Here is a 26,984-nt window from a genome sequence, read left to right as displayed (position 1 = left end):
GACTTATGATCAGCTTTCAAACACGACCCGGCCTTGATAGACCAAGGTCTCAGCGCAATGGCGGCAGCGATACGCCCGCCCCCGGCGGGCCAGGGCATGGCGGCGCGGGGTGAAGTCATGCTCGCGACAACCACAGGCATAACGGTGCGGAGCAGGGCTTGCCCGGCCGGTATCGAAACGGTGCGTGGTGAGGGGCTCGAGACCGAACAACCGGCGCATCACGGTCTGCCATTCATGGCCATGCGCCCGTGCCAGGTGACCATCCTTGAGGTGATGCACCAGCCAGTGGGCCATTTCGTGGGGCACCACCTCGACCAGAAAGGCCAGGCGGTTCTCCTCGAACAGCACCGGATTGAAGCGCAACCCGCCACGCCCAAAGTGCGCTTGTCCGGCACCCTTGCCACGCAGGTCACACCACACCTCGGGCCTCGGCAACTGAGGATGAACCTCCCGGCATAGCCGCCAGGCGGCCTCGACCCGCGCATGCAGGGTCGCATACAACGCCTGGCGATCGAGTGACGCCAGGGTGTCGGAATCGGGAGTAGGCAGCGCCGGACGGTTCATGGGGTGGTAGAATGGCCCTTCGACCGGCGGCCGTAAACCCCGCCATCCAAAGACACCGTCACAGAGACCCCGTGATGTCCGATACACCGCCAGCGCGCCCGCAGCCCGAGCCTTTACTCGATGACGAGGACCTCGACCTGTTGGATGACTTCCTGGATTCCGAGCGGGTCGGCGAAGATGCCCTCGACCTGATCAGCGCCCACGGCTACCTGGTGGCGCTGGCCGTCGCCCCGCGCGATGTCGAACCCGCAGCGTGGATCGCCGAATTGTTTCAGGGCGAGCCCGTGTTCTCAGATGACGCCGAGCGGGAACAGATACTCGGGCTGCTGGAGCAGTTGCGCCGTAATGCCATCGCCGCCCTCGAGCAGGGCCTGCTGCCGGAACTTCCCTTCGAGTTGACCCTGGACAGCATGGCACCGGAAGAGACACCGATCGGCGACTGGTGCGCCGGCTTCATGGAAGGCGTCTTTCTTGACGAAGCGGCATGGTTCGAGGAGGACGAAGAGGCCACGGCAACGCTTTTGCTACCCTTCATGGCACTCTCCGGGCTCTTCGACGATGAGCCGGACATGGCCGAGTTCACCGCCAACACCTCGCGCCTGGACACCCTGGTGGGCCAGTTGCCGGAACTGGTGCTCGACCTCTACCTGCATTACCGAGTACCACCGGAGGCACCCAAGCCGAAGCCACGCCGCAAGCAACCGGCTGGGCGGGGCCCTGGAGGCGGAAAGGGCAACCGCAAACGCTAGGTACCTGCGGGCAGCCCATAGCGGAAAGCTAGAAGCCCTTGGCCCGCGGCTCGACGGCGACAGACCTTAAGCGGACACGCTGTGAACCCCTCCCTGGGCGCTAACTTTTTCGTCCCTGAAAAAGATGTCCGCTACGGGCTGTCCCCTGCGCCGCTCGGCCTGCAGCTAGCGCAATCTGGTAAGCCAACCGTCCAGGGTACCGAACAGCCACTCCTTGAGACGTTGCCAGCGGGGTCGCCGCGCCCATTGCGCCGGGTCGATCTCCTGGCTGGTGGCGAAGTTGCGCTCGAAGAGCCCGGCGACGTCCTCGGCGAAGCGATGATCCGCCACTTCCTGGTTGGCTTCCAGATTCCACTGCAGGCTCCAGTGGTCAAAGTTGCAGGAGCCAAGGCTCACCCAGTCATCTGCCAAGGTGAACTTGGCGTGGATGAAGGTCGGCTGGAACTCGTAGATGCGCACGCCCGCACGCAGCAGACGACCATAGAATCGCTGCCCGGCATAGCGAATCCCCGGGTGGTCATGCAGCTCGCCGGGCAACAGCAGGCGCACGTCGACACCACGCCGCGCGGCACGCGCCAGGCGAATGCGCAGGCTGATGGTCGGCACGAAATAGGGGGTGCAGATCCAGATACGCTGACGCGCCATGGCCACCTGCCGCTGCAGCGAATGGCGAATCGCCTGATAGCGATACCCCTGGCCCCACACCACGCGCCCACGCATGCCGTGATATCCCTGGCGGGGAGCCACGTCGAGCCCCAGCCCGTGCACCAGCGACGCCGCACCACTGCCGCGGGTCAGCGGGGAATCCCACAATCGGCAGAACAACCGTACCCAATCGGCAACCACCGGCCCCTCGATGCGTACCGCCACTTCGTACCAGGCGTCGAGAAACTCATCCACCGCCCCGAATCCGCCGGTGAAGGCCAGGCGTCCATCCACCACAACCAGCTTGCGGTGGTCACGACTCAGGTTGCGGGCCAGCGAATGGAAGCCCAGGGGATTGAAGAAGCGCAATGCCACACCGCCCTCCTCCAGGCGCTCGCGGTCGTCGCTGGCAAGGCCCATGGCACCGTAGCCATCGAGCAGCAGCAGTACCGTCACACCGCGTTCCACGGCACGCACCAGCGCATCCACCATCGCCGTGGCAAGCTTGCCAGACTCCATCAGGTAGAGCTCGATCAATACCGAATCGCGTGCCTGTTCGAGCGCCTGGAACATGGTCGGCAGAAAACGTGCCGACTCGGGCAGCAGTTCGAACTGGTTACCGTCTCTCCACATGCCGTGCATGGCTGCATCCCTGTTTGCTTGCAAGTCGCGTCCGCGCTGACAGTGCTCGAGCACCTGACCCACCCCACCGCAATGACTATACTGGCCCACTCATGGGCTTTGCCACTCAACGCCGGGGCGATTCGATGGCCAATCTGACCTTTCTGACCACACCCTGGCGCGTCTTTACCGCCAGGCTGATTCGCGCCTGGGTCGCCCCCCGGTTGATCGAGCCCGAGCCCACGACGCTTGATCTGGATCCCGAGCTTCCGGTGCTCTACGTGTTGCCACGTCCCGCCTTGAGCGATGCCCTGCTGCTGGCGTCTCTGACCCGGGAGCAGGGCCTCCCAAGTGCCGCGGGGCGACGCCGGATCGGCCGGGTCGAGTTGCCGGCGTGTGTTTCGCTGCCGGTCTCTCGTCGGCGCCTCTGGCGGCGTGGCCAACGCGCACAAGCCCCCTTCCAGCCGCTGATCGAACAACGCATGTCGGATCCGGCTTACGAGGTGCAACTGGTGCCGGTCAGCGTGTTCTGGGGACGGGCCCCGGGCAAGCCATTCGGCTTCTGGAGGTTACTTGCCGCCGACAGCTGGCAATTGACCGGCCGGCTGCGGCGAGCCCTGTCGGTGCTGGTCAATGCCAAGAGTGTCGAGGTCCACTTCGGCGCGCCACTGACCCTCGGCGCCTTGCTCGATGAGCGCGACCCCAGCCTGACCAATCGCAAGGCGGCACGCCTGCTGCGCGTGCATTTTCGTCGCAAGCGTACCCAGGTGCTCGGCCCCGACCTGTCACACCGCCGTACCCTGATCGAAGGGGTGGCGAAAAGCCCCGAGGTCCGTCGGGTCATCGACGAATTGGTCGCCGAGGACCAGCGTGGCCGGCCGATCTCTCGCCAGCGCCTCGAAGGTCGCGCGCGTCGTTACGGCCGCGAGATCGCCTCCAACATGACCTACCCGGTGCTGCGTTTCATGGACGGCCTGCTGCGCCGGCTGTGGAATCGGCTCTATGCTGGGGTCGAGGTGCGTGGCATCGAGCGGGTAAAGGCGCTGGCCGGCGACCACACGCTGGTCTATGTGCCCTGCCATCGCAGCCACATCGACTATCTGCTGCTCTCATACGTACTCTATCGGGACGGGCTGATGCCACCCCATGTGGCGGCTGGGCGCAACCTCGACATGCCAATCATCGGGCCGCTGCTTAGGCGCGGCGGCGCCTTCTTCCTGCGCCGCAGCTTTCGCGACAACCGCCTGTATGGCGCCGTCTTCAACGAGTACCTGCACCGGCTGATCTCACGTGGCCATCCGCTCGAGTACTTCATCGAAGGGGGTCGCTCGCGCAGCGGGCGCATGCTACCGGCACGCCCCGGCATGCTGCTGATGACACTGCGCTCCTTCCTGCGCAGCGCGGCCACCGGCAGCCACCGGCCGCTGGCCTTCGTGCCGGTCTACATTGGTTATGAACGCATCATCGAGAACGCCAGTTATCAACGCGAATTGCGCGGTGCCAGAAAACGCAAGGAGAGCCCGTTGGCGCTGCTGCGCGTGCTCGGCAAGCTGCGCCAGCCGTTCGGCCAGGTGGCGGTCAATATCGGCGAGCCGTTGTTGCTGGGCTCATGGCTCGATGAACACGCACCGCAGTGGCGAAAGCCCAGTGGCGAGCCACGCCCCGCCTGGCTGACACCGCTGATACCGCGGCTGGGCGCGGAGCTCGGCCGTCGCACCAATGCCGCCGCAGCGCTCAACCCGGTCAATCTGGTTGCCCTGGTGCTGCTGGCCACCCCACATCACGCCATCGAACGGAGCCTGCTTTCGCGCCAGCTGGAACTGCTTGCCGAGCTGCAACGCCATCAGCCGGGTGGACAATACGCCAGCCTGCCGGAGGGCAACCCCGAGTCATGGATCGAGCAGGTCGAGGCGCTGGGCATGGTCGAGCGGCGCCCGCATCCACTCGGCGACCTGATACTGGCCAATGCCGAACAGGCCGGCCTGCTGGGCTGGTACCGCAACAACGTGCTGCACCTTTTCGCCCTGGCGGGGCTCGCGGCATTCGCCTTTCGCCACCAGCAATGCCATACCCTGCAAGAACTTACCGATTTGCTGGCGCCCGGCTGGCCGATTCTGGCCCGGGAGCTCACCGTCGAGCCACCGGCGGCACTCGACGCAGCACTCGGCGACACCCTGGCCCTGCTGGGGGAATATGGGCTAATCGCCAGCGACGGTGAGCGCTGGCAGCGTATCGAGCATTCGCTGGAAGCGGGAGAGTGTCTCGACCTGCTGGGTCAGTTGATGCAGCCTTCGCTGGAGCGTGGTTACCTGCTGCTGTCGGTGCTGCTGGCGTCTCCGCCTGGCCAGCTCAGTGCCGAGCAGTTGGCCGACCAGAGCCGTCGGTTGGCCGAACGCCTGGCGTTGCTGTCCGGCCTCGATGCTCCCGAGTTCTTCGATACCCAACTGTTCGCGAGCCTGGTGGAGAGCCTCGAAGCACAAGGCTGGCTGTGGCGAGAGCAACAGCAGCTTTGCTACGGCGAATCCCTGCGCGACGCCGCCCAGCGCTCTCACCGGTTGTTCGACCCGGCGCTGCGCCATCGCCTGCAGCTGATCACGCGGCAACCATCGGCATGAGGCGTCGGGGGACACTCAACTCAAGGCGCGATGCACATAGAGATCATAGCGACTGGTCTTGCCCTCGATGACATGCCGCGGCGGCGGGCCATCAATGGGCGGCGCCTTGCGCGGACGCTTGACCACCACCCGATGGCTGGCCACGTCCAATGCCGCCTCGAGCAGCCGGGGGGCATCGGCATCGTCGCCGGCCAGCAGGCGAAACAGCCGCATCTCCTTCTTGACCAGCGCTGACTTGTCGCGGTGGGGAAACATCGGATCGAGATGAATTACCTGGGGGGCCACGCCTGACGCCGCCACCAACGCGTCCAGGTCACGGCTGGCATCGCCATGGGCCAGGTGCATCCGGGCGGCGATCTCACCGGTCTGAGGGTCGGCCAGGGCGCGGGCCACGCCATCTTCCAGCAGCGCCATGATCGCCGCGACGCGCTCGACCAACAACACCTCGGCCCCCAGGCCCGCCAGTACGAAGGCATCCCGCCCGAGCCCCGCCGTGGCATCCACCACCGACGGCGTCACCCCCTTGCCAAGGCCGCAGGCGCGCGCCACCAGTTGACCTCGCCCGCCACCATAGCGACGCCGATGTGCGGCGCGGCCGGCGGCGAAATCCACCGCCAGAGGATGACCAAACACCTGAGGGTCGCCACCCAGCGTCAGGCAGCCATCACGCATTTCCAGAGCCAGTTCGGATGCCCCGCCAAAGGGCAAGCCGAGCCGGTCGGCAAGCCCCCGCAGCGCTTCACCGCGGACCGTCACCGGCACGGCCGGTGACTTATCCTCCAACCTACCCGGTGAGGCAATCACAGGTGGGGAGTCACTCATCGAGCCTTCTTCCACGCCACCTGGTCGCGCAAGTAAACGGGCTGCACTTGATCGGCCGGAAGGCCTCCACCGGCACCGAATTCCCTGGCGGCGAGCAACACCATATCAGCGGCATCGGCCTCCATATCGGGCAAGTGCTGGCCCAGCGCAGCCTTCACCTCGGTGGGCATCGCATCCCACAGCGTCCAGCCCGAGCCGACGCCGACCCAGTCGTGGTCTTCGTGCTCTGCCGGCAATCTCAGGCGCTCGGGTGGCATGACCGCCTCGTCGCTGAGCGCCTCGGGCATCCCGTCACGGCACTGCCAGGTGGCCACGTAGATCTCGCCCATGCGGGCATCCAGCGCGGTGACCAGGTAACGGAAATGATGGCGGCGGTGAGCCCCGAGGGCCAGGGCGGCCAGGGTCGAGACACCGATCAGCGGCCGGTCCAGGCCATAGGCGAGTCCCTGGGCGGCACCGGCGGCAATGCGCAGGCCGGTGAAGGAGCCAGGGCCGCGTCCATAGGCAACCGCGTCCAGCGCCTGGGGGGTGATACCGGCTTCGGCAAGCACCTCGTCCACCATCGGCATCAAGCGGCGGGTATGCGCACGCGGCGCCATCTCGAAGCGCGAGAGCAGTTCATCGTCGGCACCTGGACGACGGCGCAACAGCGCGGCGGAGCAGGCGCTCGAGGAGGCATCCAGGGCCAGAAGAGTCGACATGGGCAACGCCCTTCACAGGAAATCAGCTGGCCATTATACGGATCATAGGCCAGAACGACGATGGCCCGCGGGTGCGGGCCATCATAGGGCCGAATGCGGCATTACCCATCGCTTCAGGATCGGGGCTGATCCGGCGACAGGCTCCGGGGTGCCGGACCATCGAGGAGGCGCTGTAAATACATCCCTGTACGCTACCGATTCCATCCCTGGAATCGGACCTCCTCTTCAGCCTGTCCCCGGCGCCCCTTGATCAGCCAGCTGCGGTTTCTATGAAAATGCTCAGCCCTCGAGGGCCTCGATCACCTGCCCGGTAATCTCATCGACGCTGCCGACACCCTCGACGCGATGATAAGCCGGGGCAACGTCAGGGTCCTTGGCGGCCCAGGCCTGGTAGTAGTCGACCAGCGGTGCGGTCTGCTCGTGGTAGACGGCCAGACGGTTACGCACGATGGATTCACGATCATCGTCACGCTGGATCACCGGCTCGCCGGTGACATCGTCCTTGCCGGCTTCCCTGGGGGGGTTGTACTCGACGTGATAGACGCGCCCGGAGCCCGGGTGCACACGGCGACCCTCCAGCCGCTTGACGATCTCCTCGTCTTCGACGGCGATTTCGAGCACGTGGTCGAGTTTCACGCCCGCTTCCTTCATCGCATCGGCCTGGGGAATGGTCCGCGGGAACCCATCGAACAGAAAGCCATTCTGGCAATCGGGCTGGCTGATGCGCTCCTTGACCAGCGCGATGATGATGTCATCGGACACCAGGCCACCGCTGGTCATGATCTCCTTGACCTTAACGCCAAGCTCGCTGCCTTCCTTGACGGCGGCACGCAGCATGTCACCGGTGGAGATCTGCGGGATATTGAAGCGCTCGCAGATGAACTGGGCCTGGGTGCCCTTGCCGGCGCCGGGGGCGCCCAACAGGATCAAACGCATGTTTATGTTCCTCGTAAAATAAGTGGTCGTAAGGAATGAAGAATTGGATGGGAAGGAACGATAACCGTGGCTTCGTCGCCAGACAAGCAACCGGGGCTGAACATCTTCATGAAAAACCGGGAAATCGTTTTCAGATCAAGCCGCTGACGACAAAGTTGCACTTTGGTCTTCCCCGGCCGAATACGCCTCGTGTAGCACAGAACATACTGAACATGTCGCACGTGAACAGTACGCGACCGGAAACACAAACAGCGACGGCGCCTTGCGGCGCCGTCGTCGAATCATCGGCCTGAGTTTACAGCAGCAGGCGACGGATATCAGTCAACAACTGCCCCAACAGTGCGGTGAAGCGCGCCGCATCGGCGCCATTGACCGCCCGGTGGTCGTAGGAAAGGCACAGTGGCATCATCAACCGCGGCTCGAAGGCCTTGCCATCCCACACCGGCTTCATCTGCGCCTTGGAAATGCCGAGGATGGCCACCTCCGGTGCATTGACGATCGGCGTGAACGCCGTGCCGCCGATGGAGCCAAGGCTTGAGATGGTGAAACAACCACCGGTCATCTCGTCGCGCTTGAGCTTCTTCGACTGCGCTTTCTTGGCCAGTTCCACGGACTCCTTGGCGATGTCGATCAGCGATTTCTTGTCGGCATCACGAATCACCGGGACCATCAGACCGTCCGGGGTATCCACCGCCAGGCCGATGTGGACGTACTTCTTCCACACCACTGTCTCGCCATCCGCCTTGAGGCTGACGTTGAACTGCGGGTACTGACGCAGTGCATAAGCACAGGCCTTGACCAGGAACGGCAGCGGCGTGAGCTTGGCACCCTGGGCTTCGGCCTCGGCCTTCATCGACTTGCGGAAGGCCTCAAGCTCGGTGATGTCGGCTTCATCGAACTGCGTGACATGCGGCAGATTGACCCAACTGCGATGCAGGTTGGTCGCGCCCATCTTCATCAGGCGGCCCATGGGTTTCTCTTCCACCTCGCCGAACTGGCTGAAGTCCTGGTCGGGGATCGGCGGAATACCGCTTCCGCCCGCGGCCGCTGCCGCCGAGGCTGCCTGAGACTTGCCCTGCCCCGCCATCACCTGCTTGACGTAGTTGTGCACGTCTTCCTTGAGCACACGCTCCTTGGGGCCGCTGGGCTTGACCAGCCCAAGGTCGACCCCCAGTTCGCGAGCCAGCATGCGCACAGCCGGGCCTGCATGGACCAGCTTGCCGTCACGCGGCTTGTGGGCGGCCATCTGCGCCTCGGGGCTGGGACTGCCCGCAGGTGTCGGCTCAGGGGCCTTGGCCGCGGGTGCCTGCTGCTCGGCCTTGCTGGCAGCCGGCTGGGGCTTGGCGGCGCCGGCCACCTCGATGTAGCCGATAAGGTCACCCTCGGAGACCGTATCGTCCTCCTTGACGGTGAGCTCGAGAAGCTTGCCCTTGTAAGGGCTCGGCACGTCCATGGAGGCCTTGTCGGACTCCAGGGTGATCAACGGATCTTCCTCGTTGACCTCGTCCCCTGCCGCCACACCGATCTCGATGATCGGCACGTCACTGGATCCGGACAGGTCCGGCACACGAATCTCGCGGCGCTCGGGCTCGCCGGAACCACTGGCCTGTTCGGCCGGCGCTTGCTGCTCGGCGGCGGCGGGTTCGGGAGCCGATTCAGCCGGTGCGGCCTCATCGCCACCGCTTTCGCCTGCAATCTCCATGGTGCCGATCACATCGCCTTCAGAGACGGTATCGCCCTCCTTGACGGTGAGGCTGACCACCTTGCCCGCGTGCGGACTCGGCACATCCATGGACGCCTTGTCGGACTCCAGCGTGATCAGGGTCGCTTCCTGCTCGACCTCCTCACCTTCCGACACCGCCACCTCGATGATCTCGACATCCGAGGAGCCACCCAGGTCCGGCACCTTGATATCGACGGTCTGCTTGCCACCGCCGGCGGCCTTGGGGGCCGGTTTCTCGGCAGCTTCGGGGGGAGCCTTCGGCGCCTCGGCGGCCGGTTCCTCCTTCGGTGCCTCAGGTTCGGCGTCACCCCCACCCTCGACTTCCAGTTCGACGATATCGTCACCCTCGGAGACGCTGTCGCCCTCCTTGACCAGTACTTTCAGCACCTTGCCGCCCTTCGGCGCCGGCACATCCATGCTGGCCTTGTCGGACTCCAGCGTGATCAGGGTGTCCTCGGCCTCGATCACGTCGCCTTCCGACACCGCAATCTCGATGATTTCGACATCGGTATCGCCACCGATGTCGGGAACTTTGATGATTTCGCTACTCAAGGTCGCGCTCCTTCCAAATCGTGCCTGGAACAGGCGGGCCTGCTGCGCCCGCCGTCACCGGATCAGTCGATCGACGCCTCACACCACCAGCGGGTTGGGCTTGGCCGGGTCGATGCCATACTTGGCGATGGCTTCACCGACCACCTTGCGATCCAGCTCACCACGGTCCGCCAACGCCTTGAGCGCCGCCAAGGTGACGAAGTAGCGGTCGACCTCGAAGAAGTGACGCAGCTTCTCGCGGGTGTCGGAGCGCCCGAAACCGTCTGTCCCCAGTACATAGTAGTCGCTGGGCACCCAGGCGCGGACCTGGTCGGCGAACAGGCGCATGTAGTCGGTGGAAGCCACCACCGGTCCCTCGCGCCCGGTCAGGCACTTCGTCACATGTGGCTTGGCGGGCTCGGCATCCGGATTCAGGAATGCCTCGCGCTCGAGCCCCAGCGCCTCGCGACGCAGCTCATTGAAGCTTGTGACGCTCCAGATGTCGGCGCCCACGCCCCACTCATCGCTGAGCATCTCGGCGGCCGCCTCGACTTCGCGCAGGATGGTACCGCTGCCAAGCAGCTGGAGACGCGCCTTGTCTCCCTTGGTCTCGCGCAGCAGGTACATGCCCTTGACGATATCCTCGGCGGGAACCGTCTCGAGTTCGGGCTGCTCGTAGTTCTCGTTCATCACTGTCAGGTAGTAGAAGCAGTTCTCCTTGTCGGTGAACATGCGCTTCAGGCCATCCTGAAGGATCACCGCGACCTCATGGGCATAGGTCGGGTCGTAGCTGCGGCAATTCGGGATGGTCGACGCCTGCAGGTGGCTATGGCCGTCCTGGTGCTGAAGGCCCTCGCCATTGAGCGTGGTCCGCCCCGCGGTACCGCCGACCAGGAAACCGCGCGCCTGGAGGTCACCCGCCGCCCAGGCCAGGTCGCCGATACGCTGGAAACCGAACATCGAGTAGTAGACGTAGAACGGCACCAGCGGCAGGTTGTGGTTGCTGTAGGAGGTCGCCGCGGCGATCCACGCCGACATGGCGCCCGCTTCGGAAATGCCTTCCTCGAGGATCTGGCCCTTCTTGTCCTCGCGGTAGAACATGATCTGGCCCTTGTCGACGGGCTCGTACTTCTGGCCCTCGGAGGTATAGATGCCGAGTTGTCGGAACATCCCCTCCATGCCGAAGGTACGGGCTTCGTCAGGCACGATCGGTACCACCTGCTTGCCGATCTTCTTGTCCTTGACCAGGCCATTGAGCACGCGAACGAAGGCCATGGTAGTAGACACTTCACGGCCCTTGGAGCCGCCTGTCTGTGAGGCGAAGGTCTTGTCCTCCAGCGACGGAATCGGCAGCGACTCGAAGTCGCTGCGACGCCACGGCAGGTAGCCGCCCAGGCGCTCGCGCTGCAGGTGCATGTACTTCATTTCCGGCGAGTCGTCTTCCGGCTTGTAGTACGGCACGTCCTTGAGCTGCTCGTCGGAGAGCGGAATACCGAAGCGGTCGCGGAAGGTGCGCAACGCCTCGTACTCCATGCTCTTGACCTGGTGGGCTTCGTTGGCCGCTTCGCCATCGCCGCTGCCCATGCCGTAGCCCTTGACGGTGTGCGCAAGGATCACGGTCGGGCGGCCGTTGGCGTTGTTCACTGCCTGGTGATAAGCCGCGTAGACCTTGAACGGGTCGTGCCCGCCGCGGTTGAGCTTCCAGATATCCTCATCGGAAAGATCCTTGACCAGCTCGGCGGTCTCCGGGTACTTGCCGAAGAAATGCTCGCGTGTGTAGGCGCCGCCGTTGGCCTTGTAGTTCTGGTACTCGCCGTCGACCGCTTCATCCATGCGCTTCTGCAGGATGCCCTTCTTGTCCTTCTCGAAGAGCGGATCCCACAGGCGGCCCCAGACCACTTTCAAGACGTTCCAGCCGGCACCACGGAATACGCCCTCGAGCTCATCCATGATCCGCGAGTTGCCGCGCACCGGGCCATCGAGACGCTGCAGGTTGCAGTTGACCACGAAGATCAGGTTGTCGAGCTTCTCGCGGCTGGCCAGGTGGATGGCGCCAAGGGATTCCGGCTCATCGCACTCGCCGTCGCCCATGAAGCACCAGATCTTGCGATCATGCATGTCCTTCATTTCACGTGAATGCAGGTACTTCATCACGTGGGCCTGGTAGATGGCCTGGATCGGGCCAAGGCCCATGGACACGGTGGGAAACTGCCAGAAATCCGGCATCAGCCAGGGGTGCGGGTAAGACGACAAACCGTCACCATCGACCTCCTGACGATACTTGTCCATCTGGGTCTCGGTCAGGCGACCTTCCAGGTAAGCGCGCGAGTACACCCCCGGCGCCACATGGCCCTGGATGTACACCAGGTCACCCTCGAAATCGCCATTCGGCGCACGGAAGAAGTGGTTGAAACCCACGTCATACAGGGTTGCCGCCGACATGAAGCTGGCAATGTGGCCACCCAAGCCAGGGTTCGCACGGTTGTTGCGGATCACCTGGGCGATCGCGTTGTAGCGGATCAGCGAGCGGATTCGCCGCTCCATGAACAGATCCCCCGGCATGGGGGCTTCGCGATGCACCGGGATGGTGTTGCGGTGCGGGGTAGTCACCGAGAAGGGGGCCTGGGTTCCATCCCGGCGCAAGCGATCAGCCAGGCGGGTCAGCAGGTATCGGGCGCGTTCCTCGCCCTCACGATCGACGACCGATTCCAGGGATTCCAGCCATTCCGTGGTTTCGACCGGATCGAGATCTTCTCTTGCCTCCAGACTCATAGACGTCTCTCCGAATGACGATGGGGGGTGTCGGGTGCCCCGCAGCGCAGGGGGCCTGGGTGCGCTCTCTTGTGAAGAGGCCTACACGCCGCATGTCGGGGGTTGTGTAGTAGTTTTACAAGACGACGCGATCTAAGTGCCGCTGTTGCCAGGAAGATACCGTAAACGCCTGTGCCTGCCAATTCAAGAAAAGATGGAAATTATTTCCGTAAAACCAATATTGCATCGCAACACAAGGCATTACATGCACATGCCTCAGGGGAATTCGACCAAGGACAAGGAGTTGTAGCCGAACTACCGTATGATTCAAAGCCAAGTCACTTAATCGATTAATCCGCTATGTTTTTTCACTCTATTGGGGATTTGCGACCCTACCCAGCATTTGCCGGAAGAATGCCCAGTCGAACGCGGCGCCCGGATCGGTCTTGCGCAGAGGGGCTACATGGGCATGACTGGTGATCCGTTGGGCGTTCAAGGCAGGGTAATGCTCGAGCAAGCTCCACGTCACCGCCGCGAGTGTACGGTACTGAAAAAGCGTGTAGGGCGTGAGTTCATCGCCCTCGAGCTCGATGCCTATGGAGAAGTCATTGAGCGCGTCACGTTCGCGGCCACCATCGCGCCAGCGCGAGCGCCCTGCGTGCCATGCCCGGCCGTCGAAGGGCACGAACTGCACGCACTCGCCATCGCGACGAATCAGCAGATGGGCCGATACTTTCAGGCCCTCGATGGTGGCATAGAAGGGATGCTCCGCCGGGTCGAGCTGGTTGGTGAACAGCTGCTCGATGGCGACCCCACCGAACTGCCCCGGCGGCAGGCTGATAGAGTGAAGCACCAGCAGCGAGATCTCGCCGCTTGGGCGGGTATCGAAATTCGGCGATGGCACCCATCGCGCCCCATCCAACCATCCTTGATCAATCGACATTCCCTTGATCGACATCTCCCCCCCCCTGACGCATCGCTTATCGATTCCCTATAATGAACGTCCAAGACGACCACTGCCTAGCTGTCTCGCCGACCAAGGCTTCACTACGAGAGTGACATTTCGCCATGCATTACCAGGACGCCCTTGCCGAAGAGATTCGCGACGCCGCCGCCCGTTTGCTGGCCGAGGATGTCGGCGCAGGCGATATCACCGCCCAGCTGATTCCCGCCCGCCAGCATGCTCGCGCCCGCGTGATCACTCGCGAAGCGGCAGTGCTGTGCGGCGTGGCCTGGGTGGACGAGCTGTTCCGGCGCCTGGATGCCAGTGTTGCCTTGCATTGGCAGGCAGCCGACGGCGATGCCCTCGAGGCCGGGCAGGCATTCCTCGAACTGGAGGGACCGGCGCGCAGTTTGCTGACCGGCGAGCGCTGCGCGTTGAACCTGCTGCAGACGCTTTCCGCCACCGCTACCCGCACTCGACACTATGTAGAGCTGCTGGCAGGCACCGGCGTTCGGCTGCTCGATACCCGCAAGACACTGCCCGGGCTTCGCCTGGCGCAGAAATATGCGGTGACCTGCGGTGGCGGCCACAACCACCGCATCGGGCTGTTCGACGCGTTTCTCATCAAGGAGAACCACATCGCGGCATGTGGCGGCATCGAGGGGGCGGTCAAGGCCGCACGTTCAATAGCCCGTGAACTTTCCGTGGAAGTCGAAGTGGAAACCTTCGATGAACTGGACCAGGCCCTGGCGGCTGGCGCCGACATCATCATGCTCGACAACTTCTCGCTTGCCGACATGCGCGAAGCAGTCCGGCGCACCAGCGGTCGCGCCATTCTGGAGGCATCCGGCAATGTCGACGAAACCACCTTGCGCAACATCGCCGAGACTGGCGTGGATTGCATCTCAAGCGGCGCGCTGACCAAAGATGTCAAAGCCATCGACCTGTCGATGCGCCTGATCGACTGAACACTCCCGAGCCCCCTAAAAGTCGGCCGCTTCAGGTTTCGACGGCCACCAGGCGCTTCTCGAGGCGCATACGACGCAGTTGCTCGCCGCCCCGCTCCACCGTCTCCTGGCCAAGCTGGATCCAGCCGCGCCGCAGTAGCCCATCGGCCAGCACCAGGCTCGCATCGAGGATCACCCGACTCGCACCGTGCTCCACCAGCAGGCGTTCCGCATGCACCAGGAGATTGCTGCCGATGCCACGCCGGGCCAGAGACGGCCAGACATACAGGGTGACAATGCGTTGCCCCGAGAGATCCAGCTCCAAGAAGCCAACGCAACGCCCATCGCAGCTAGCCACCAGCGTTGTGTAGAGCGCGTGGCGTGCCGCCCAGGCACTGGCATCGCGCGGCAGGGCACTGGCCCAGGCCTCGCGCTGCGCGACATCATAATGCGCCATGGCCCCCTGCATCACCGCATGATGGAAGACCTCAGCCTGGTCGGCGGCATCACGGGCCTGGGCTTGGCGGTAGACGATACGAGGGGCGGTAGGGTGCCTGTCGAGCGCTGCTGACACGTCCTGAGGAATGGTTTGTATCATTATTGACATCAACCCTGCATAGGTAGCGATTCGGCGAGCAAGCGGCAAGACGCGACGCTCCCTGTGCGCAGCCGACACGGCAGACTACACAACTGCAAGAGGCTGGCCAATCCCCTCTCGTCGCGATGCCAGCGAGCAGGCATACTTGCGCCATGTCAACGCACGATCACATGCCCCCCGACGCCTTAACGCTGACCCCCATCGGGGTCATCAAGAGCGACTACCCCGACAAGTTCGGCATTCCACGCCAGCCAGGGCTTGCCCCAGCGGCCCAGGCGAGCCTGGTACTGCTACCGCCCTACGATGACCCGCTGGCGGTGCGCGGCCTGGATGACTTCAGCCATATCTGGTTGACCTTTATCTTTCATCTCAGCCCTGAGCGGGGGTTCACGAACAGCCCTGGGCGGGGGTTCACGAACAGCCCTGGGCGGGGGTTCAAGAACAGCCCTGAGCGGGGTGGAAAAAACAGCCCTGAGCGGGGTGGAAACAACAGCCCCGAACACGGGCCAGAAAAGTGGTCGCCGTTGGTTCGCCCGCCTCGTCTGGGGGGTAATGCCAAGGTCGGGGTATTCGCCAGCCGCAGCACTCATCGCCCCAACCGGCTCGGCCTGTCGCTGGTCGAGCTCGTTGACATCGATACCCGGGGCGGCGTGCGCCTGCATCTGAAAGGTGCCGATCTGGTCAACGGCACCCCAGTACTCGACATCAAGCCCTACTTGCCCTGGGCGGAAGCCCATCCGGAAGCCCGGGCGGGCTTCGCGCCGCAAGCACCTGTTTGCCTGGCCGTCACGTTCTCTGACCAGGCTGAAGTGGACCTGGCCAACCACCCCCACGCCGCCGCGTTGCGCGAGCTGATCGTTCAAGTCCTCGCCCAGGATCCACGCCCCGGCTACCGCAAGGGGGGTGACACCCGACGCTATGGGGTTCGCTTGAGAGACGTGGACGTGCGATTCAGCGTCTCGACGACCGAGGGCCACGAGACGCTGGTGGTGGAAGCTATCGTTTCGTTCAACGATATTCGATATTGAAGGTGGCCTGGGCGCGGGTCAGCCCGGACGTCACGTTTGCCTGCGTCTGGTAGTAACGGGCACGCATATCCTGGGTGAATTGACGTTCCTGGCCGGCCTGTACGGTGCCCAATTCAAGTACCTCGCCATTGGCCACCGGCGCTTCGCCGGGCATTCCCAGCAACTGGATACCCATGCCACTGGCGGCATCGACTCCCTGCTGCAGGCGAATCACGCCCGCCGCCGCAGGGGCAGCGGTGTCGGCCGTGTACTCGAACGACAACGCCGCGACATCCTCGCCGACATTCGGCCCGTTGCAGGTCATGCCGATCGAGAAATCCCGCGGGGTATGGGTCACCCCGACCCCGGTGAAACGGGCACTGGGCACACTGCCGAAATCCACAGCGATATTGCGCGAGCCGGCATCCAGCTTGCAGGACGACGACACCACGGTGATGCCCTCGCCCACGACCTCGGAGGTCAAAATCGGTGTGTCTTGGTAACCGCCAATGTAATAACTGGTGTACTGACCTGGTAACAACGGACCCGACCCAGTCTGCTGGGCGATCTTGAAAATCTCGACGCGAAAATAGCCCTCCGCAAGGCTGTAATTGGTATTGGGATTAAGAGAAAATGTATGTGGATAAACCACCAGATCAGCCAGGCTACTGCCAACGAGCCTACGAGACAGTCGGATCCCCACGCCCTGAACATTGGTGGTATAAATTTCAGGGTCAATTGCACTGGGCTGTTGGCCTGACTGAATATCCCCATAGGCGAAACCACCGCTGCTTCCGCAATCAATGATATCTGCCACTCGTGTGATAGGAAATTCCTGGGCGGCCAGCATCTCACCCACCTCGGCATCCGGGGGAATGATCACCTGACCCAATTCCATGATGATATTCTGGGCCTGATGATACGGATCATTCATCGTGCATGCCTTGGCCGCTTCCGGCAACAGCAGCACCGTAGCCAACAGCGAAAACAATCCGGCCTTGTGCATCTTGGTGCTCTTGAGTTCAGCGTTCACAGTGGGCCTCCAGATGAGTATAGCCAGAATCGGATGGCGTCCCGGACGCGACGCTGTAGTCGAGGTAACAGTCGGGTGCATCGCCCTCGCCTTCGACTCTGAGACGCCCGCTCTCGGCCTCGGTCCGCAGGTAAATACGCCCTCCCTGGGTCACGATGGCCACCGGCTGGCCGGTTTCATCGTAGACCTGGGAGCCGAACTGCAACGGCTCGCCATCGGCGGTCCGCACGCGAATCAACAGCGCACGCCCTGCCACGGTCTCGAACTTGACGTGGGCGATGGCACCGGCATAAGGCGCCACTGTCTGTCGGGTGTTCTTCAGTTCGACCTCGGTGGACATGCCATTGGGGTCCAGCGACACCACGTTCTGGCGGTAAGGAGACACGAACGGCACCACCGCATACCCATTGCCATCGACACGTACGCCAGCTGAGCTGGCCACTTCCGCGCCGGCGGCGCCATCCGCCTCGACCAACACCAGGGTATCGCCACGCTGGGGCGAGAATGTCACTCCCCCGCCATGCGCCACCACGGTGCCACTGGCGCCCAAGTTGGTCTGTCGAGAATTGCGGCTAACACTCTGCGAAGCCCGCAACTGCGCGATATCGCTGCGGTACTGCCCGGTCACGCTGCCCTGGGGGTCGCGGTTCGCGCCGTCACTGGCCGTCACGTTGTAGTTGAAGCGTCCCTCATCACCGGCGCGCCCCGACAAGCCGATACGGCTGCTGTCGTAATCGCCATCCCGCAGGCCAAGGGAACTGGACAGACTTGCCGAGCCGGCACCAGTGGTGATCGGCATCGACAGGTTCAGCGAGTACTGCATGTCATCATCGCCAAACGCGTCGGTGGTGCGCAGCGCCGAGATGCCGTAGTTCACAATGCCCCAACGGTTGTTGTAGCCCACCTGGAAATTCTGAGTGTCGCCTTCGTCATCCCAATAATCCCGCCAGGAGCCGGTGAGGTACAGCGAACCATAGTGTTCCGGCAAGCTTTGGCTGATCGTCAATTGCAGTTCGCTACGCCGACGGCGCAGCGCATCGATATCCAGCCCTTGTTGTTCCAGGTCACGAGCGAGCACCGCCTCGCGCAGGCCGAGGAAGCCTTGAGTAGCATATCGATAGGCGGCCACGCTGATATTGGTGCGTGTCGGGTCAACCAGCTTGCTGTAGCCGAGCCGGTAACTCTGCCCTTGCCGAGTGGGGTTATCGTCGAACTTGGTCTTCGCCTGGGTCACGTCGAAGGAGACCGCCCCCACCGGCGTGGCCACCGCCGCGCCACCTTGAACCGACACATAGCCATCACTGACATTCATGCCGGTGTAGCCGGTCAGGGAGTTGGTCAGGCCGTGTTCGTAGGTCCACTGGGCCAGCATGGGGTCGCTTTGCACGCTCGCCTCGCGCACTTCACCCACGGTGATATCGTAGCGCTGGTGGCCTTCGCGCAGCATGCGCGGAACGGCGGCAAAGGGCACGCTGAAGTTACGCTCGCGACCATCCGCCTCTATCACCGTGACATCCAGGTCACCGCCATAGCCGGTCGGGTAGAGGTCATCGATCACGAAGGGTCCGGCGGAGACTGCGGTCTGGTAGATGAGCTGACCACGCTGGCGCACCTCGACCCGCGCCTCGCTCTCCGCCGTGCCGCGAATCACCGGGGCGTAACCACGCAGCGAGTCTGGCAGCATGCGGTCATCGGTGGCGATGTTGACGCCGCGAAACCCCACCGAGTCGAACAAGTTACCATCGGTGAAGCTGTCCCCCAGCAGCAGTTCGCTGTGCCAACCAGGTAACGGCCGCTTGGCATAGGTGGCGATGTTCTGCCAATCGGCGTCGCCGTCACGCACGCTGTAACTGGCGCTATGGCGCAATTGCCAGGCGCCCAGATTGTAGCCCGCATCCATGTTCAGCAATGCCAGATCCGAGGTGTTCCAGCGATCCACCAGGGTGCCGTCGTCGGCCGCCACGCTGCCCCGGGAGCGGTTATGAAAGGCGTTGAAATTGTAGTTCAGGAAACCGGCATTGATACCGGGCTCCCAAAGCCTCGGGTCGACATAACCACGTGCCGAGCGGCGCATGCTGGCCTGGGGAACGCTGAGGTCGAGCCGCTGCACGCCGGTATCGAAGCGCGCGAAGGCACCTTCTACCCAAGCCTCAAGGGGCAGGCAGGTATCGAGGTTGACATCAGGCAAGTCGAGTTTCTGGGTATCGACGCCTAGCTGGTCAAGACGCTCAAGCGTAAAGCAGGTGCGCGCGTCCTCTTCTCCCTCGGGCACCTTGAACTCCACCTCTTCCCGCCCAAGCCAATCGCCATTGATGTAGACATCGGCCAAGTAGCGCCCCGCCATCACCGGCGAGCCCTCGGCGAAGCGGCTCACATCCATGCCGCGCGATTGCCCCTGGAGAAAGCCACTATCGAAATCAAATCCCTGGCCTTGCGCTTGCTGAGCCTGCGCAGTATTACAGGCGAAGCCCGCCCCCATCACCACCAAGGAGAGAAGCAGACGAGGCACGCTGTGCCCACTTTCCGCGGAGTACCACATAACCATCACCTAATCCTCTCCGGTGCTGTTTCTTTGTAGCGGGAACGTCACTACTACAGGCCTATCTCTACGACTCTCCTAGAAGGAGAACTCCCGCGTGGCGCGGCCACCATAATCATTGATGAAGGTCAGTTCGCCCTGGCGCGGTGATGAAACGCCAGCGGGCAGCGGGTAGGTGGTACTGCCCCGTGGTGGAATCAGGCCCTCGCCAATATCCACCTCGCGGCCGCCGACTATCAGGCCACTGAGATTCACGTGGTACGGAGTGGGGTTATCGACCCGCAGCTCCCCGCCCGCCACGCGCCAGCGCAACTGTTCCGGTGCACCGCTAGCGCGGCCCTCCAGGCTTGCGGGGCGATAGAACAGCTTGATGCGCGAGCGAAATGCCAGTTGCATGAAGTTGCGTGAGCCCTCTTCACCGGCCTGGGGGCGTGGCGGAATATCCAGCACGTTCAACCAGAACAGCGATTCACGATCAGCGGGCAGGCTGCCTTCGCCACTGAAGACAAGCCGCAGCGTCTGCCCGGCATCGGGCTCGACGCGGGAAATCGGGGGAAAGATGACGAACGGCGCGGCGCTATCGTCGGGGCTGACACTGGCATCGCCCTCGTCGACCCAGGCCTGTACCAGCGACGGGGTGTCACCGGAGTTGTTCAACGCCACCGACACCTCACGTTGATTCTCCGGGTAGATGACCCGGGTACCGCCGATCACGATGCTCGCCTGAGTCAACGACGACCAGCCAAACATCAGGCACAGAGTGACAATGGCCAGACGTGTGCGTCGCATGGAAATCTCCTGGTGCGTAATCAAAACCTTGGCTTGCGGTGGCTGCTATTGAATCGGAATGATCCTGCAAGGGTCGCGGCCAGTGGCCACGACCCCGGGTCAAACGATTAACGATAGGAGATGGTGTACTGCACGCTGGACTCGACCAGACCGGGGATGGCGGCCGCTTCGGCGTAGTACTCGGCGTAATAATTCAGGTCGGCGGTACCGGAAGCCTCATCAACAGTGACCCACTGGGAGTTCTGCTGATTGCCATCGGCGCCGATGGCCTGAATCGGCAGGAAGCCGCTGTTCTGCCCCAGCAGCTGGATCATCACGTTCTGGGCGCCGTCCGCTGCCGGATCGACCTGGTTGATCAGGCGGCCGCTAGCGAAGTCGACGGTCGGGCCCGGCTCGAAGTACGTGGACACCTCGGTGGCATCTACACAATCAGTGAGGCTGATGGTGAACGGGGTGCGGCCAGCGGTTTCACCGGCGCCACTCAGCGTCGCGGAGGATACAGTCGGCAGAATCACCGAGAAATCCGGCGCGCCGCTGTTGATGGTGCAGCTGGCCGCGGTGACTTCGCCTTCGAAGTCGATGGTGCCGTCGGCGGCGTTGACGTTGGCGGCCAGGGAAGCGAGGCCGATGGCCAGACTCAGAGTCGCGATTTGCTTGGTGTTCATGTTGAGTTAAGTCCTGTACGTGCGTATGGGCGTTGCGTCTCGACATCCGGCTTGGCCGGTAGTGTGCAAGACAGTGCCGATCCACAATTCAGGGCATCTCATCCACCACGCCGCATGATTTATGAATGAATCATGAAACGGTTATAGTGGTGTTGATTCCTGACTTGCACGAATCGCGACGCAAGGTTCGCAGATTACAGAACTCACACAATAGCTTTTACACTAGTTCACAGCGGAATTAACTGTTGTTTATTTGAAATCGTTTTCACCATAATCGATGTAGGTTATGTCCTACGTCGAGTTGTCTTTGTATTACTCCATCAAGGCTCATTCAACATGAAAAAATATTAATCGATACGATCCCTTTCCGCACCGGTCACCATGTCTTCCTCATCTTCGACATCGATATCTTCACAACGTGGGAGTGTGATCCAGAAGCGGCTTCCCTTTCCCTGCTGGCTTTCACAATTCACGCCCCCGCCGTGCCGTTCCAGCACCGTCTTGACCAGGGCCAGTCCCAAGCCATACCCACTGGCCACCTCATCGGTGTGACTACGGCGATAGCTCTCGAAGATGTAAGGTAACGCCTCACGCTCGATGCCCAGCCCCTCGTCGCTGACTTCCAGCATGACCGACTGTTCGCACTGGTATATCGAGACGTCCACCCTGTCACCCTGCTCGCTGTACTTGATGGCGTTCTCGACGAGATTGTAGATGGCCCGGGAAAGGTAGCTCCTCTCGCCCATCACCGGCCCGCCGCTGTCGTCCTTCATATGGCTCTCGAGATGAATGCCGCGGGTGCGTGCCAGTGGCAAGGCCTGATCGAGCACTTCGAGCAGCACGTCTTCCAGCAGCACGAACCGGAACTCGAATTGAAACGACTCGAGCCGTGTGATCTGGATGAAGTCATCGGTCAACAACAAGGCTGTACGAATACGCTGCTCGAGACGTTCATGAAAAAGCGTTGGTGGCAGGCTCGTGCGTGGGTTGCGCTGCAGATCGATCAACGCCAGGGCGCTGGTTTGTGGTGACTTGAGATCGTGGGAAAGGAAACGCAGCATCTGGCTACGCTGCTCTTCTGCGCGTACCTCGACGGTAAGGTCGACGAACCCCAAGAGCCAAACTCCACCCACCTGACCCGCTGACGTTCGCAGCGCCGAGACTTCGATTCGAAAGCAGTGCTGCCGGGAATCGATGCAAATCTGGCCATGCAGGTCACCCAGGTGCTCATTCCATCCGCCTGGCCTTGTTGTGGTGCCCTCGGCACGGTTCAACATCGCTGCCAGCAGCGTCTCGATATTGGCGAGAGGCCGTGAGAATTCCGTTGCCCGAAGCTCCTGCGCCAGGCGGTTGGAGAGCAGCACATCACCGGTTTCGCTGGTGATGAATACCGCCACCGGCAAGGAGTTCATGGCATCCGTAATGAAACAGCGGGCATCCTTGAGGCGTTGCAGGGCGTGATCCAATGCCAATAGCTTTTGCTGCAGACGCCCACCCCATTGGTCGCGTTCAATATCGTAATGATCGGGTAACACATCCGGCGAGTAGGACAACGATTTCAGTTCATGCTGGAACCAGGACAGTGCCTCCGCCTGGCTTCGCCAACTGAACAGCACGACTACCACCACCAGGCCCAGCAGGCTGACCGTGGGCGGCCACCACCAACCCAATGTCATGGCGCCGCCGACACCCAATAAGGTCGCGAATCCAATGGCAGCGCCCCATCGGGCCAGATAACGAAATCGCCCGATCAACAGGGCAAGCAATAGCGCAAGCGCCGGCAGACACGCCATCCAGGCGCCGAGTTTCCTGTCCACTTCAAGGATGAACGTGCGGTCGCGTAGCGCATCCAGAAGCTGCGCCTGGATCTCCACACCCGGCATGACACCTTGCCCAAGCAAGGAGACGGCATATCGATCCCCCATGCCGAGCGCGGTCATACCGACCAGCACGATGCGCCCTTCGAGCAACGACGCGGGCACTTCGCCGGCCAACACACTGGCATAGGGAACCGAGGCGTAATGGCCCGCGTGGCCACGATAGGGAATTCGCACTCGCGAGCTGTCTCGCTCACGCCAGGGCGGAGTCGAGGCATTGGCGGTCGCCTCGCTCGACACGACGCCCTGCGCTTCGAGCCATTCATGCAGGCGAAGCATCAGTTGAGGCAGGCGCACGCTCTCGAGTTGTTTCTCCAGTTCGATATTTCGTACCACACCATCGCGATCCACCTGCACATCGATATGACCGAGCCCGGTGGCCGCAAGACGCAGTGGCTCGATCGGCAACGTGACCCCGCCCGGCACACCCGCAATGGAAGAGTGAGTGGTGAGAGGCAGGAATACGCCACCATGACGCTCGATGGCGGCAGCAAAGGCACGGTCTTCCTCGGGGTCTTGCGAAGGTTCGAGAAACAGCACATCAAAGGCCACGGCGCGCGCTCCGCCCGCTCGCAACCGATCCAGCAGCCGTGCATGGGTGCTTCTCGACCACGGCCAACGACCTAGTCGAGCCAGACTGCGCTCATCGATATTGACCAGCAGGATATCCGGGGACGCCGGTTCGGCGTGCCAGGAAAGCAACCAATCGTAGAGGTAGTCGTCCGTGAAGGGACGCGATTCATGGTGCAGCCACCAGGTGGCCGGCAACAGCACGACAAGCAGCAGGCACCAGACGCCGAGGAATCGCCGGTATAGGGTTCGATCCCGCCTAGCGAGGGTCGACATTCACACTGCCCGAATCGAGAAGTCGTGTCGGCTCAACGTCGTCATCTTCACGCCATGACTCCAGTTTCCAATACAGGGTACCCGCCGGTAGACGGTTCAAGCGCACAGGCCCGGATTCGTCGGTCTGCACCGCTACCAGTTCATGGCGGTGTGCGGGGTCCGCGGAAAGCTGCAAGCGATACTGAACATCAGGCGACGATGCCCAATCGAACGACCAACTGTCACCGTCCAGCTCGCGGGCCATGACCTGGGTGGGGCGATGATAGATGATTCGCGTGAGGTAGCGGCCTTCCAGCCCCTGCTCATCTAGGGCGGAAGCTCGAACATGGTAGAAGCCTTCATCGACATCGACCAATCTGAGCTCGTCATCTGCCACATAGGCTTCACGGCTAATGGTCAGGAAACCGGGGTCTTGCGAGAGCTGGACGCGATAAGACGCTGCACCATCGACCGACGCCAACTCCAGCAATAGATCTTTCCGTTGGCTGACAATGTCCAAGCGCTGTGGCGCCTCCAGTAGATCGACGACATTCTGGCCACCCTGAGCGTCGATTAGCACACCTTGACCGGCATCCACCAAGCGAGCTGACGCCGAGCCTTGCGTCGATGAGTTGATCCTTCCCTCGAGCACACTTCCTAGCGAACGCGATGGCGTATGGTTAACGCGAAAGTGCGTGCCACGCACCCCAATGACGCCCAATGGTGTGGTCACCTCAAAGCGCTGACGGGGCAATCGGCGCTTGGGAACCAGCGACTCCACCTCCCCTTCCAGCAGTTGGACGCTCAGGCCGTTTTCGTCATCGCTTGCCAGTGTGACGCGCGATTTCGACGGCAACACGACACGTGACGCATCGTTCATCATCAACGTCACGAACGCGTTGCCGCCCGTCTCCAGGGTATCCCCGTTATGGATGGTTTGACCATGCACCAAGGGGTCGGCCTCTCCCTCCCGAATCAGCCAGGCCTCTCCCGAGAGATGAGCGACCGTGACGGGAAAGGGATCGACTTCGCCGAGGTCTATCATCTGGCCTGGCTGAAGGTGACGCGGTTCATCCACCGCGTTGATATCCTGGAGCAAAGGCCATGAGGATGACTCACCAAAATAGGTTTCGGAAATGCCCCAAAGCGTGTCTCCCGGCAGTACCTTGTGGTAAAGGGTGGCAGAGTCGGATGGTTCAGTCGATGGTTGTGCGTGGACCATGCCCGCCAAGACCCCAACACTCATTGCCAGTGTGAGCACGCTCCTTGCGATGCAATCCATGGCTTACCCCCCTATAGGCAATGTCTCAAAAAACCATGATATTTTACATTGCCGCAAATACCACCATGGGATTGATTCTCCAGCACATAATTCACTAAATTTTATACTTGTCCGCTTGTGGAAAATCAACTAACCCTTAGAATCCTGCCTTGCCAACATCAAGGACGTGACACAGGCACGACACCAGGATGTGTCCGATTCCGCATGGACAGCGGAATGTGCATCAAGACTGCCCGGCCAAGGAAGGCCTTCTGATGCTTTAAGCTTAATTAATTCAGGCCGTATAAACGAACCCAAGTCGATCAATGCGTTATTACCTTTTATTTTTTTAATCTAATAAAGCAGTCACAATAAAATACATCCATCAAAATAAGTTCGACCACTCACTGGTTAGTCGAGCAAATTCGACGACACCCAGCCAAGCGTTGGAGTACCTTCGACCTCCAGGTAAATCTGGCTCCATCCGTCCACACTCCCCAACTCCTTGACGTCTTCCCCTCGATCCATGGTGGTGAGGATTTGGCTGTCCGTACCAGCAGCCGCCCTGATGTTCACTCGGCTTCCGGCGATGGCACGTGCCTCGAGATGCTCCAGGCTTGTCTCCAGATTGTCTCTAGCCTGTTGATTGCCCGCCTGAGCCGACATGGCAAACCAGAAGACCGCCCAAGCATGATTTCGCTCGGTGCCACGCCCCCTGGCATGCATCGCTCCCAGGTTGTTCTGGGCCAGGCTATCGCCTTGCAGTGCAGCCTTCTCATACCATTCGATGGCGCGAGTGTCGCTTTGCACGACACCGCGCCCCGCCTCATACAGGCTGCCAATATTGTTCTGCGCTCCCGTATGGCCTTGCTCAGCCGCCACCTCGAGCCATCGCGCCGCCTCGCGTTCATCGACTGAGACACCCGAGCCTTCCAGGTAAAGCAGCCCCAGCTGGAATTGAGCGACGTCATCGCCCGCTTCCGCCGCCTGGCTCAACCACTGAATGGCATCCTCGGGCTTCCCCTCCAGACGCCCAGCGAGATAAAGCTGTCCCAACCTCACCTGCGCGAACGTGTTACCGCTCTCCGCCGCAAGACGAAACCACTTGCCTGCTTCCTCCAGGTTTTCACGAACCCCGAGACCCTGCTCGTACATCCTGCCCAACGCGAACTGGGCTTCGGGGTCCCCACGCTCCGCTGGATCCCGCCACTCGTGAATGGCCGATGCATAGCGCTGTTCCTGGAAGGCGTTCATTCCGGCCTCGAAATCCGCTTGCACGGCTGGTACGGACAGCGACAGCCACGCCAACACGCCATAGGCGCAATGGCGCCACCCACCTACTCGCCCAGCAGATAACCGGAGGGCTGGCTGTCTGACAGGCGAGCGCGGCTCGATGGATGAAACATCCGCAAACGTCATGATGCCACCTTGTCGCCATCTCCATGGACTTTGTGTCGACCCCATGCGCTCAAACCTCTTTCTACTCCTCTTCAGGCGTAGAGATACGCTCATGGGTCAGTATGCAGAGCACTCCGGCCTTGGTCTGGTGGATGGGGTGCTCGATATCACAGTAGAGTGCCATGGTGTTCAACAGGCGGTTCTCCATCATCAAGGTGTTCAGTTCACCCTCCTGCTGGCTCAACCTTGCCATGAACAAGGCACCCTCTGGACAATCCAGCGCCTGTTGATCACTGTTGGCGACACACACTTGGCTTTGATCGATGGAGCTCTGGGCCGGCGCTTCGTGCTGGTCGGCTTCAGCGAAGCCTCCCAGGCTCGCGAGTGAAATGCCTACCGCGGCTATCACCGACACTCCAAATGTCACTATATGGCCATAGTTGA

At 62.1% G+C, this 26,984-nt stretch carries 21 protein-coding genes; 4 read left to right on the top strand and 17 right to left on the bottom strand.

What is annotated here, in order from left to right; genetic code table 11:
- Window positions 1-9: 9 nt before the first annotated feature.
- Window positions 10-564, bottom strand: a complete 555-nt coding sequence (locus C6V82_RS00775) for a SprT family zinc-dependent metalloprotease (RefSeq protein WP_102588443.1) — start codon at window positions 562-564, stop codon at window positions 10-12.
- A 74-nt stretch (window positions 565-638) separates the two neighbouring features.
- Between C6V82_RS00775 and C6V82_RS00770 the strand changes: the two genes are divergently transcribed.
- Window positions 639-1,313 carry a YecA/YgfB family protein gene (locus C6V82_RS00770; RefSeq protein WP_102588444.1) on the top strand — a complete coding sequence of 225 codons (675 nt, stop codon included), beginning with the start codon at window positions 639-641 and terminating at the stop codon, window positions 1,311-1,313.
- Window positions 1,314-1,478: 165 nt separating this feature from the next.
- On the opposite strand, the gene C6V82_RS00765 is transcribed toward C6V82_RS00770, so the two are convergent.
- Window positions 1,479-2,600, bottom strand: a complete 1,122-nt coding sequence (locus C6V82_RS00765) for a phospholipase D-like domain-containing protein (protein WP_102588445.1) — start codon at window positions 2,598-2,600, stop codon at window positions 1,479-1,481.
- A 125-nt stretch (window positions 2,601-2,725) separates the two neighbouring features.
- Here C6V82_RS00765 and plsB point away from each other — a divergent pair, with 125 nt between their 5' ends.
- Entirely contained in the window at window positions 2,726-5,194 is a 2,469-nt protein-coding gene (gene plsB, locus C6V82_RS00760; RefSeq protein WP_102588469.1) for a glycerol-3-phosphate 1-O-acyltransferase PlsB, read from the top strand.
- 15 nt (window positions 5,195-5,209) lie between these two features.
- On the opposite strand, the gene C6V82_RS00755 is transcribed toward plsB, so the two are convergent.
- From C6V82_RS00755 to ampD, 6 genes are all read right to left on the bottom strand, one after another.
- The gene (locus C6V82_RS00755; protein ID WP_102588446.1) at window positions 5,210-6,016 is read right to left on the bottom strand and encodes a class I SAM-dependent methyltransferase; all 807 of its coding nucleotides are present in this window, start codon (window positions 6,014-6,016) and stop codon (window positions 5,210-5,212) included.
- Entirely contained in the window at window positions 6,013-6,717 is a 705-nt protein-coding gene (gene tsaB / locus C6V82_RS00750; protein ID WP_180978289.1) for a tRNA (adenosine(37)-N6)-threonylcarbamoyltransferase complex dimerization subunit type 1 TsaB, read from the bottom strand. The genes C6V82_RS00755 and tsaB overlap by 4 nt, the downstream gene beginning before the upstream one ends.
- 279 nt (window positions 6,718-6,996) lie before the next feature.
- A complete protein-coding gene (gene adk / locus C6V82_RS00745; RefSeq protein WP_102588448.1) occupies window positions 6,997-7,653 on the bottom strand; it encodes an adenylate kinase in 657 nt (218 codons plus the stop codon).
- Window positions 7,654-7,948: 295 nt separating this feature from the next.
- On the bottom strand, window positions 7,949-9,928 hold the full coding sequence (aceF, locus tag C6V82_RS00740) for a pyruvate dehydrogenase complex dihydrolipoyllysine-residue acetyltransferase (RefSeq protein ID WP_102588449.1): 1,980 nt from the start codon (window positions 9,926-9,928) through the stop codon (window positions 7,949-7,951).
- Between the two features lie 78 nt (window positions 9,929-10,006).
- Complete coding sequence (gene aceE, locus C6V82_RS00735) at window positions 10,007-12,679, bottom strand: pyruvate dehydrogenase (acetyl-transferring), homodimeric type (RefSeq protein ID WP_102588450.1); 2,673 nt, start codon at window positions 12,677-12,679, stop codon at window positions 10,007-10,009.
- Between the two features lie 352 nt (window positions 12,680-13,031).
- Window positions 13,032-13,601 (bottom strand): 1,6-anhydro-N-acetylmuramyl-L-alanine amidase AmpD, encoded by a 570-nt coding sequence (ampD, locus tag C6V82_RS00730; protein WP_102588451.1) that lies wholly within the window; start codon window positions 13,599-13,601, stop codon window positions 13,032-13,034.
- Window positions 13,602-13,726: 125 nt separating this feature from the next.
- Here ampD and nadC point away from each other — a divergent pair, with 125 nt between their 5' ends.
- Window positions 13,727-14,569 carry a carboxylating nicotinate-nucleotide diphosphorylase gene (gene nadC, locus C6V82_RS00725; protein WP_102588452.1) on the top strand — a complete coding sequence of 281 codons (843 nt, stop codon included), beginning with the start codon at window positions 13,727-13,729 and terminating at the stop codon, window positions 14,567-14,569.
- Between the two features lie 31 nt (window positions 14,570-14,600).
- Here nadC and C6V82_RS00720 read toward each other — a convergent pair whose 3' ends face one another.
- Entirely contained in the window at window positions 14,601-15,146 is a 546-nt protein-coding gene (locus tag C6V82_RS00720) for a GNAT family N-acetyltransferase (RefSeq protein ID WP_102588453.1), read from the bottom strand.
- Window positions 15,147-15,298: 152 nt separating this feature from the next.
- Between C6V82_RS00720 and C6V82_RS00715 the strand changes: the two genes are divergently transcribed.
- A complete protein-coding gene (locus C6V82_RS00715) occupies window positions 15,299-16,174 on the top strand; it encodes a tRNA (N6-threonylcarbamoyladenosine(37)-N6)-methyltransferase (RefSeq protein WP_229843081.1) in 876 nt (291 codons plus the stop codon).
- On the opposite strand, the gene C6V82_RS00710 is transcribed toward C6V82_RS00715, so the two are convergent.
- From C6V82_RS00710 to C6V82_RS00675, 8 genes are all read right to left on the bottom strand, one after another.
- Complete coding sequence (locus C6V82_RS00710; RefSeq protein WP_180978290.1) at window positions 16,155-17,186, bottom strand: fimbrial protein; 1,032 nt, start codon at window positions 17,184-17,186, stop codon at window positions 16,155-16,157. The genes C6V82_RS00715 and C6V82_RS00710 overlap by 20 nt on opposite strands.
- The gene (locus tag C6V82_RS00705) at window positions 17,176-19,731 is read right to left on the bottom strand and encodes a fimbria/pilus outer membrane usher protein (RefSeq protein ID WP_219908164.1); all 2,556 of its coding nucleotides are present in this window, start codon (window positions 19,729-19,731) and stop codon (window positions 17,176-17,178) included. The genes C6V82_RS00710 and C6V82_RS00705 overlap by 11 nt, the downstream gene beginning before the upstream one ends.
- A gap of 72 nt (window positions 19,732-19,803) precedes the next feature.
- Window positions 19,804-20,514, bottom strand: coding sequence for a fimbrial biogenesis chaperone (locus C6V82_RS00700; protein WP_102588456.1), 711 nt, complete (start codon window positions 20,512-20,514; stop codon window positions 19,804-19,806).
- Between the two features lie 107 nt (window positions 20,515-20,621).
- On the bottom strand, window positions 20,622-21,179 hold the full coding sequence (locus C6V82_RS00695; protein WP_102588457.1) for a fimbrial protein: 558 nt from the start codon (window positions 21,177-21,179) through the stop codon (window positions 20,622-20,624).
- 347 nt (window positions 21,180-21,526) lie between these two features.
- The gene (locus tag C6V82_RS00690; RefSeq protein ID WP_102588458.1) at window positions 21,527-23,902 is read right to left on the bottom strand and encodes a CHASE2 domain-containing protein; all 2,376 of its coding nucleotides are present in this window, start codon (window positions 23,900-23,902) and stop codon (window positions 21,527-21,529) included.
- Complete coding sequence (locus C6V82_RS00685; RefSeq protein ID WP_229843082.1) at window positions 23,886-24,959, bottom strand: FecR family protein; 1,074 nt, start codon at window positions 24,957-24,959, stop codon at window positions 23,886-23,888. The genes C6V82_RS00690 and C6V82_RS00685 overlap by 17 nt, the downstream gene beginning before the upstream one ends.
- A gap of 594 nt (window positions 24,960-25,553) precedes the next feature.
- Window positions 25,554-26,396 carry an SH3 domain-containing protein gene (locus C6V82_RS00680; protein WP_229843083.1) on the bottom strand — a complete coding sequence of 281 codons (843 nt, stop codon included), beginning with the start codon at window positions 26,394-26,396 and terminating at the stop codon, window positions 25,554-25,556.
- A gap of 226 nt (window positions 26,397-26,622) precedes the next feature.
- Complete coding sequence (locus C6V82_RS00675) at window positions 26,623-26,949, bottom strand: hypothetical protein (protein WP_146009677.1); 327 nt, start codon at window positions 26,947-26,949, stop codon at window positions 26,623-26,625.
- Between the last annotated feature and the right edge of the window lie 35 nt (window positions 26,950-26,984).

The organism is Halomonas urumqiensis (assembly GCF_003028575.1).
Lineage (GTDB): Bacteria > Pseudomonadota > Gammaproteobacteria > Pseudomonadales > Halomonadaceae > Halomonas > Halomonas urumqiensis.
The sequence above is the reverse complement of the archived record's forward strand: the minus strand, read 5'-3'. Positions and strand labels throughout refer to the sequence as shown.

Coding starts and splice junctions, on each gene's coding strand:
- nadC (WP_102588452.1), top strand. CDS start 13,727: ATGCATTACCAGGACGCCCTTGCCGAAGAGATTCGCGACGCCGCCGCC.
- plsB (WP_102588469.1), top strand. CDS start 2,726: ATGGCCAATCTGACCTTTCTGACCACACCCTGGCGCGTCTTTACCGCC.
- adk (WP_102588448.1), bottom strand. CDS start 7,653: ATGCGTTTGATCCTGTTGGGCGCCCCCGGCGCCGGCAAGGGCACCCAG.
- C6V82_RS00690 (WP_102588458.1), bottom strand. CDS start 23,902: ATGTCGACCCTCGCTAGGCGGGATCGAACCCTATACCGGCGATTCCTC.
- C6V82_RS00755 (WP_102588446.1), bottom strand. CDS start 6,016: ATGAGTGACTCCCCACCTGTGATTGCCTCACCGGGTAGGTTGGAGGAT.
- C6V82_RS00695 (WP_102588457.1), bottom strand. CDS start 21,179: ATGAACACCAAGCAAATCGCGACTCTGAGTCTGGCCATCGGCCTCGCT.
- C6V82_RS00705 (WP_219908164.1), bottom strand. CDS start 19,731: ATGGTTATGTGGTACTCCGCGGAAAGTGGGCACAGCGTGCCTCGTCTG.
- C6V82_RS00775 (WP_102588443.1), bottom strand. CDS start 564: ATGAACCGTCCGGCGCTGCCTACTCCCGATTCCGACACCCTGGCGTCA.
- C6V82_RS00700 (WP_102588456.1), bottom strand. CDS start 20,514: ATGCGACGCACACGTCTGGCCATTGTCACTCTGTGCCTGATGTTTGGC.
- C6V82_RS00765 (WP_102588445.1), bottom strand. CDS start 2,600: ATGCACGGCATGTGGAGAGACGGTAACCAGTTCGAACTGCTGCCCGAG.
- C6V82_RS00720 (WP_102588453.1), bottom strand. CDS start 15,146: ATGATACAAACCATTCCTCAGGACGTGTCAGCAGCGCTCGACAGGCAC.
- tsaB (WP_180978289.1), bottom strand. CDS start 6,717: ATGTCGACTCTTCTGGCCCTGGATGCCTCCTCGAGCGCCTGCTCCGCC.
- aceE (WP_102588450.1), bottom strand. CDS start 12,679: ATGAGTCTGGAGGCAAGAGAAGATCTCGATCCGGTCGAAACCACGGAA.
- C6V82_RS00715 (WP_229843081.1), top strand. CDS start 15,299: ATGTCAACGCACGATCACATGCCCCCCGACGCCTTAACGCTGACCCCC.
- C6V82_RS00770 (WP_102588444.1), top strand. CDS start 639: ATGTCCGATACACCGCCAGCGCGCCCGCAGCCCGAGCCTTTACTCGAT.
- ampD (WP_102588451.1), bottom strand. CDS start 13,601: ATGTCGATTGATCAAGGATGGTTGGATGGGGCGCGATGGGTGCCATCG.
- C6V82_RS00680 (WP_229843083.1), bottom strand. CDS start 26,396: ATGAACGCCTTCCAGGAACAGCGCTATGCATCGGCCATTCACGAGTGG.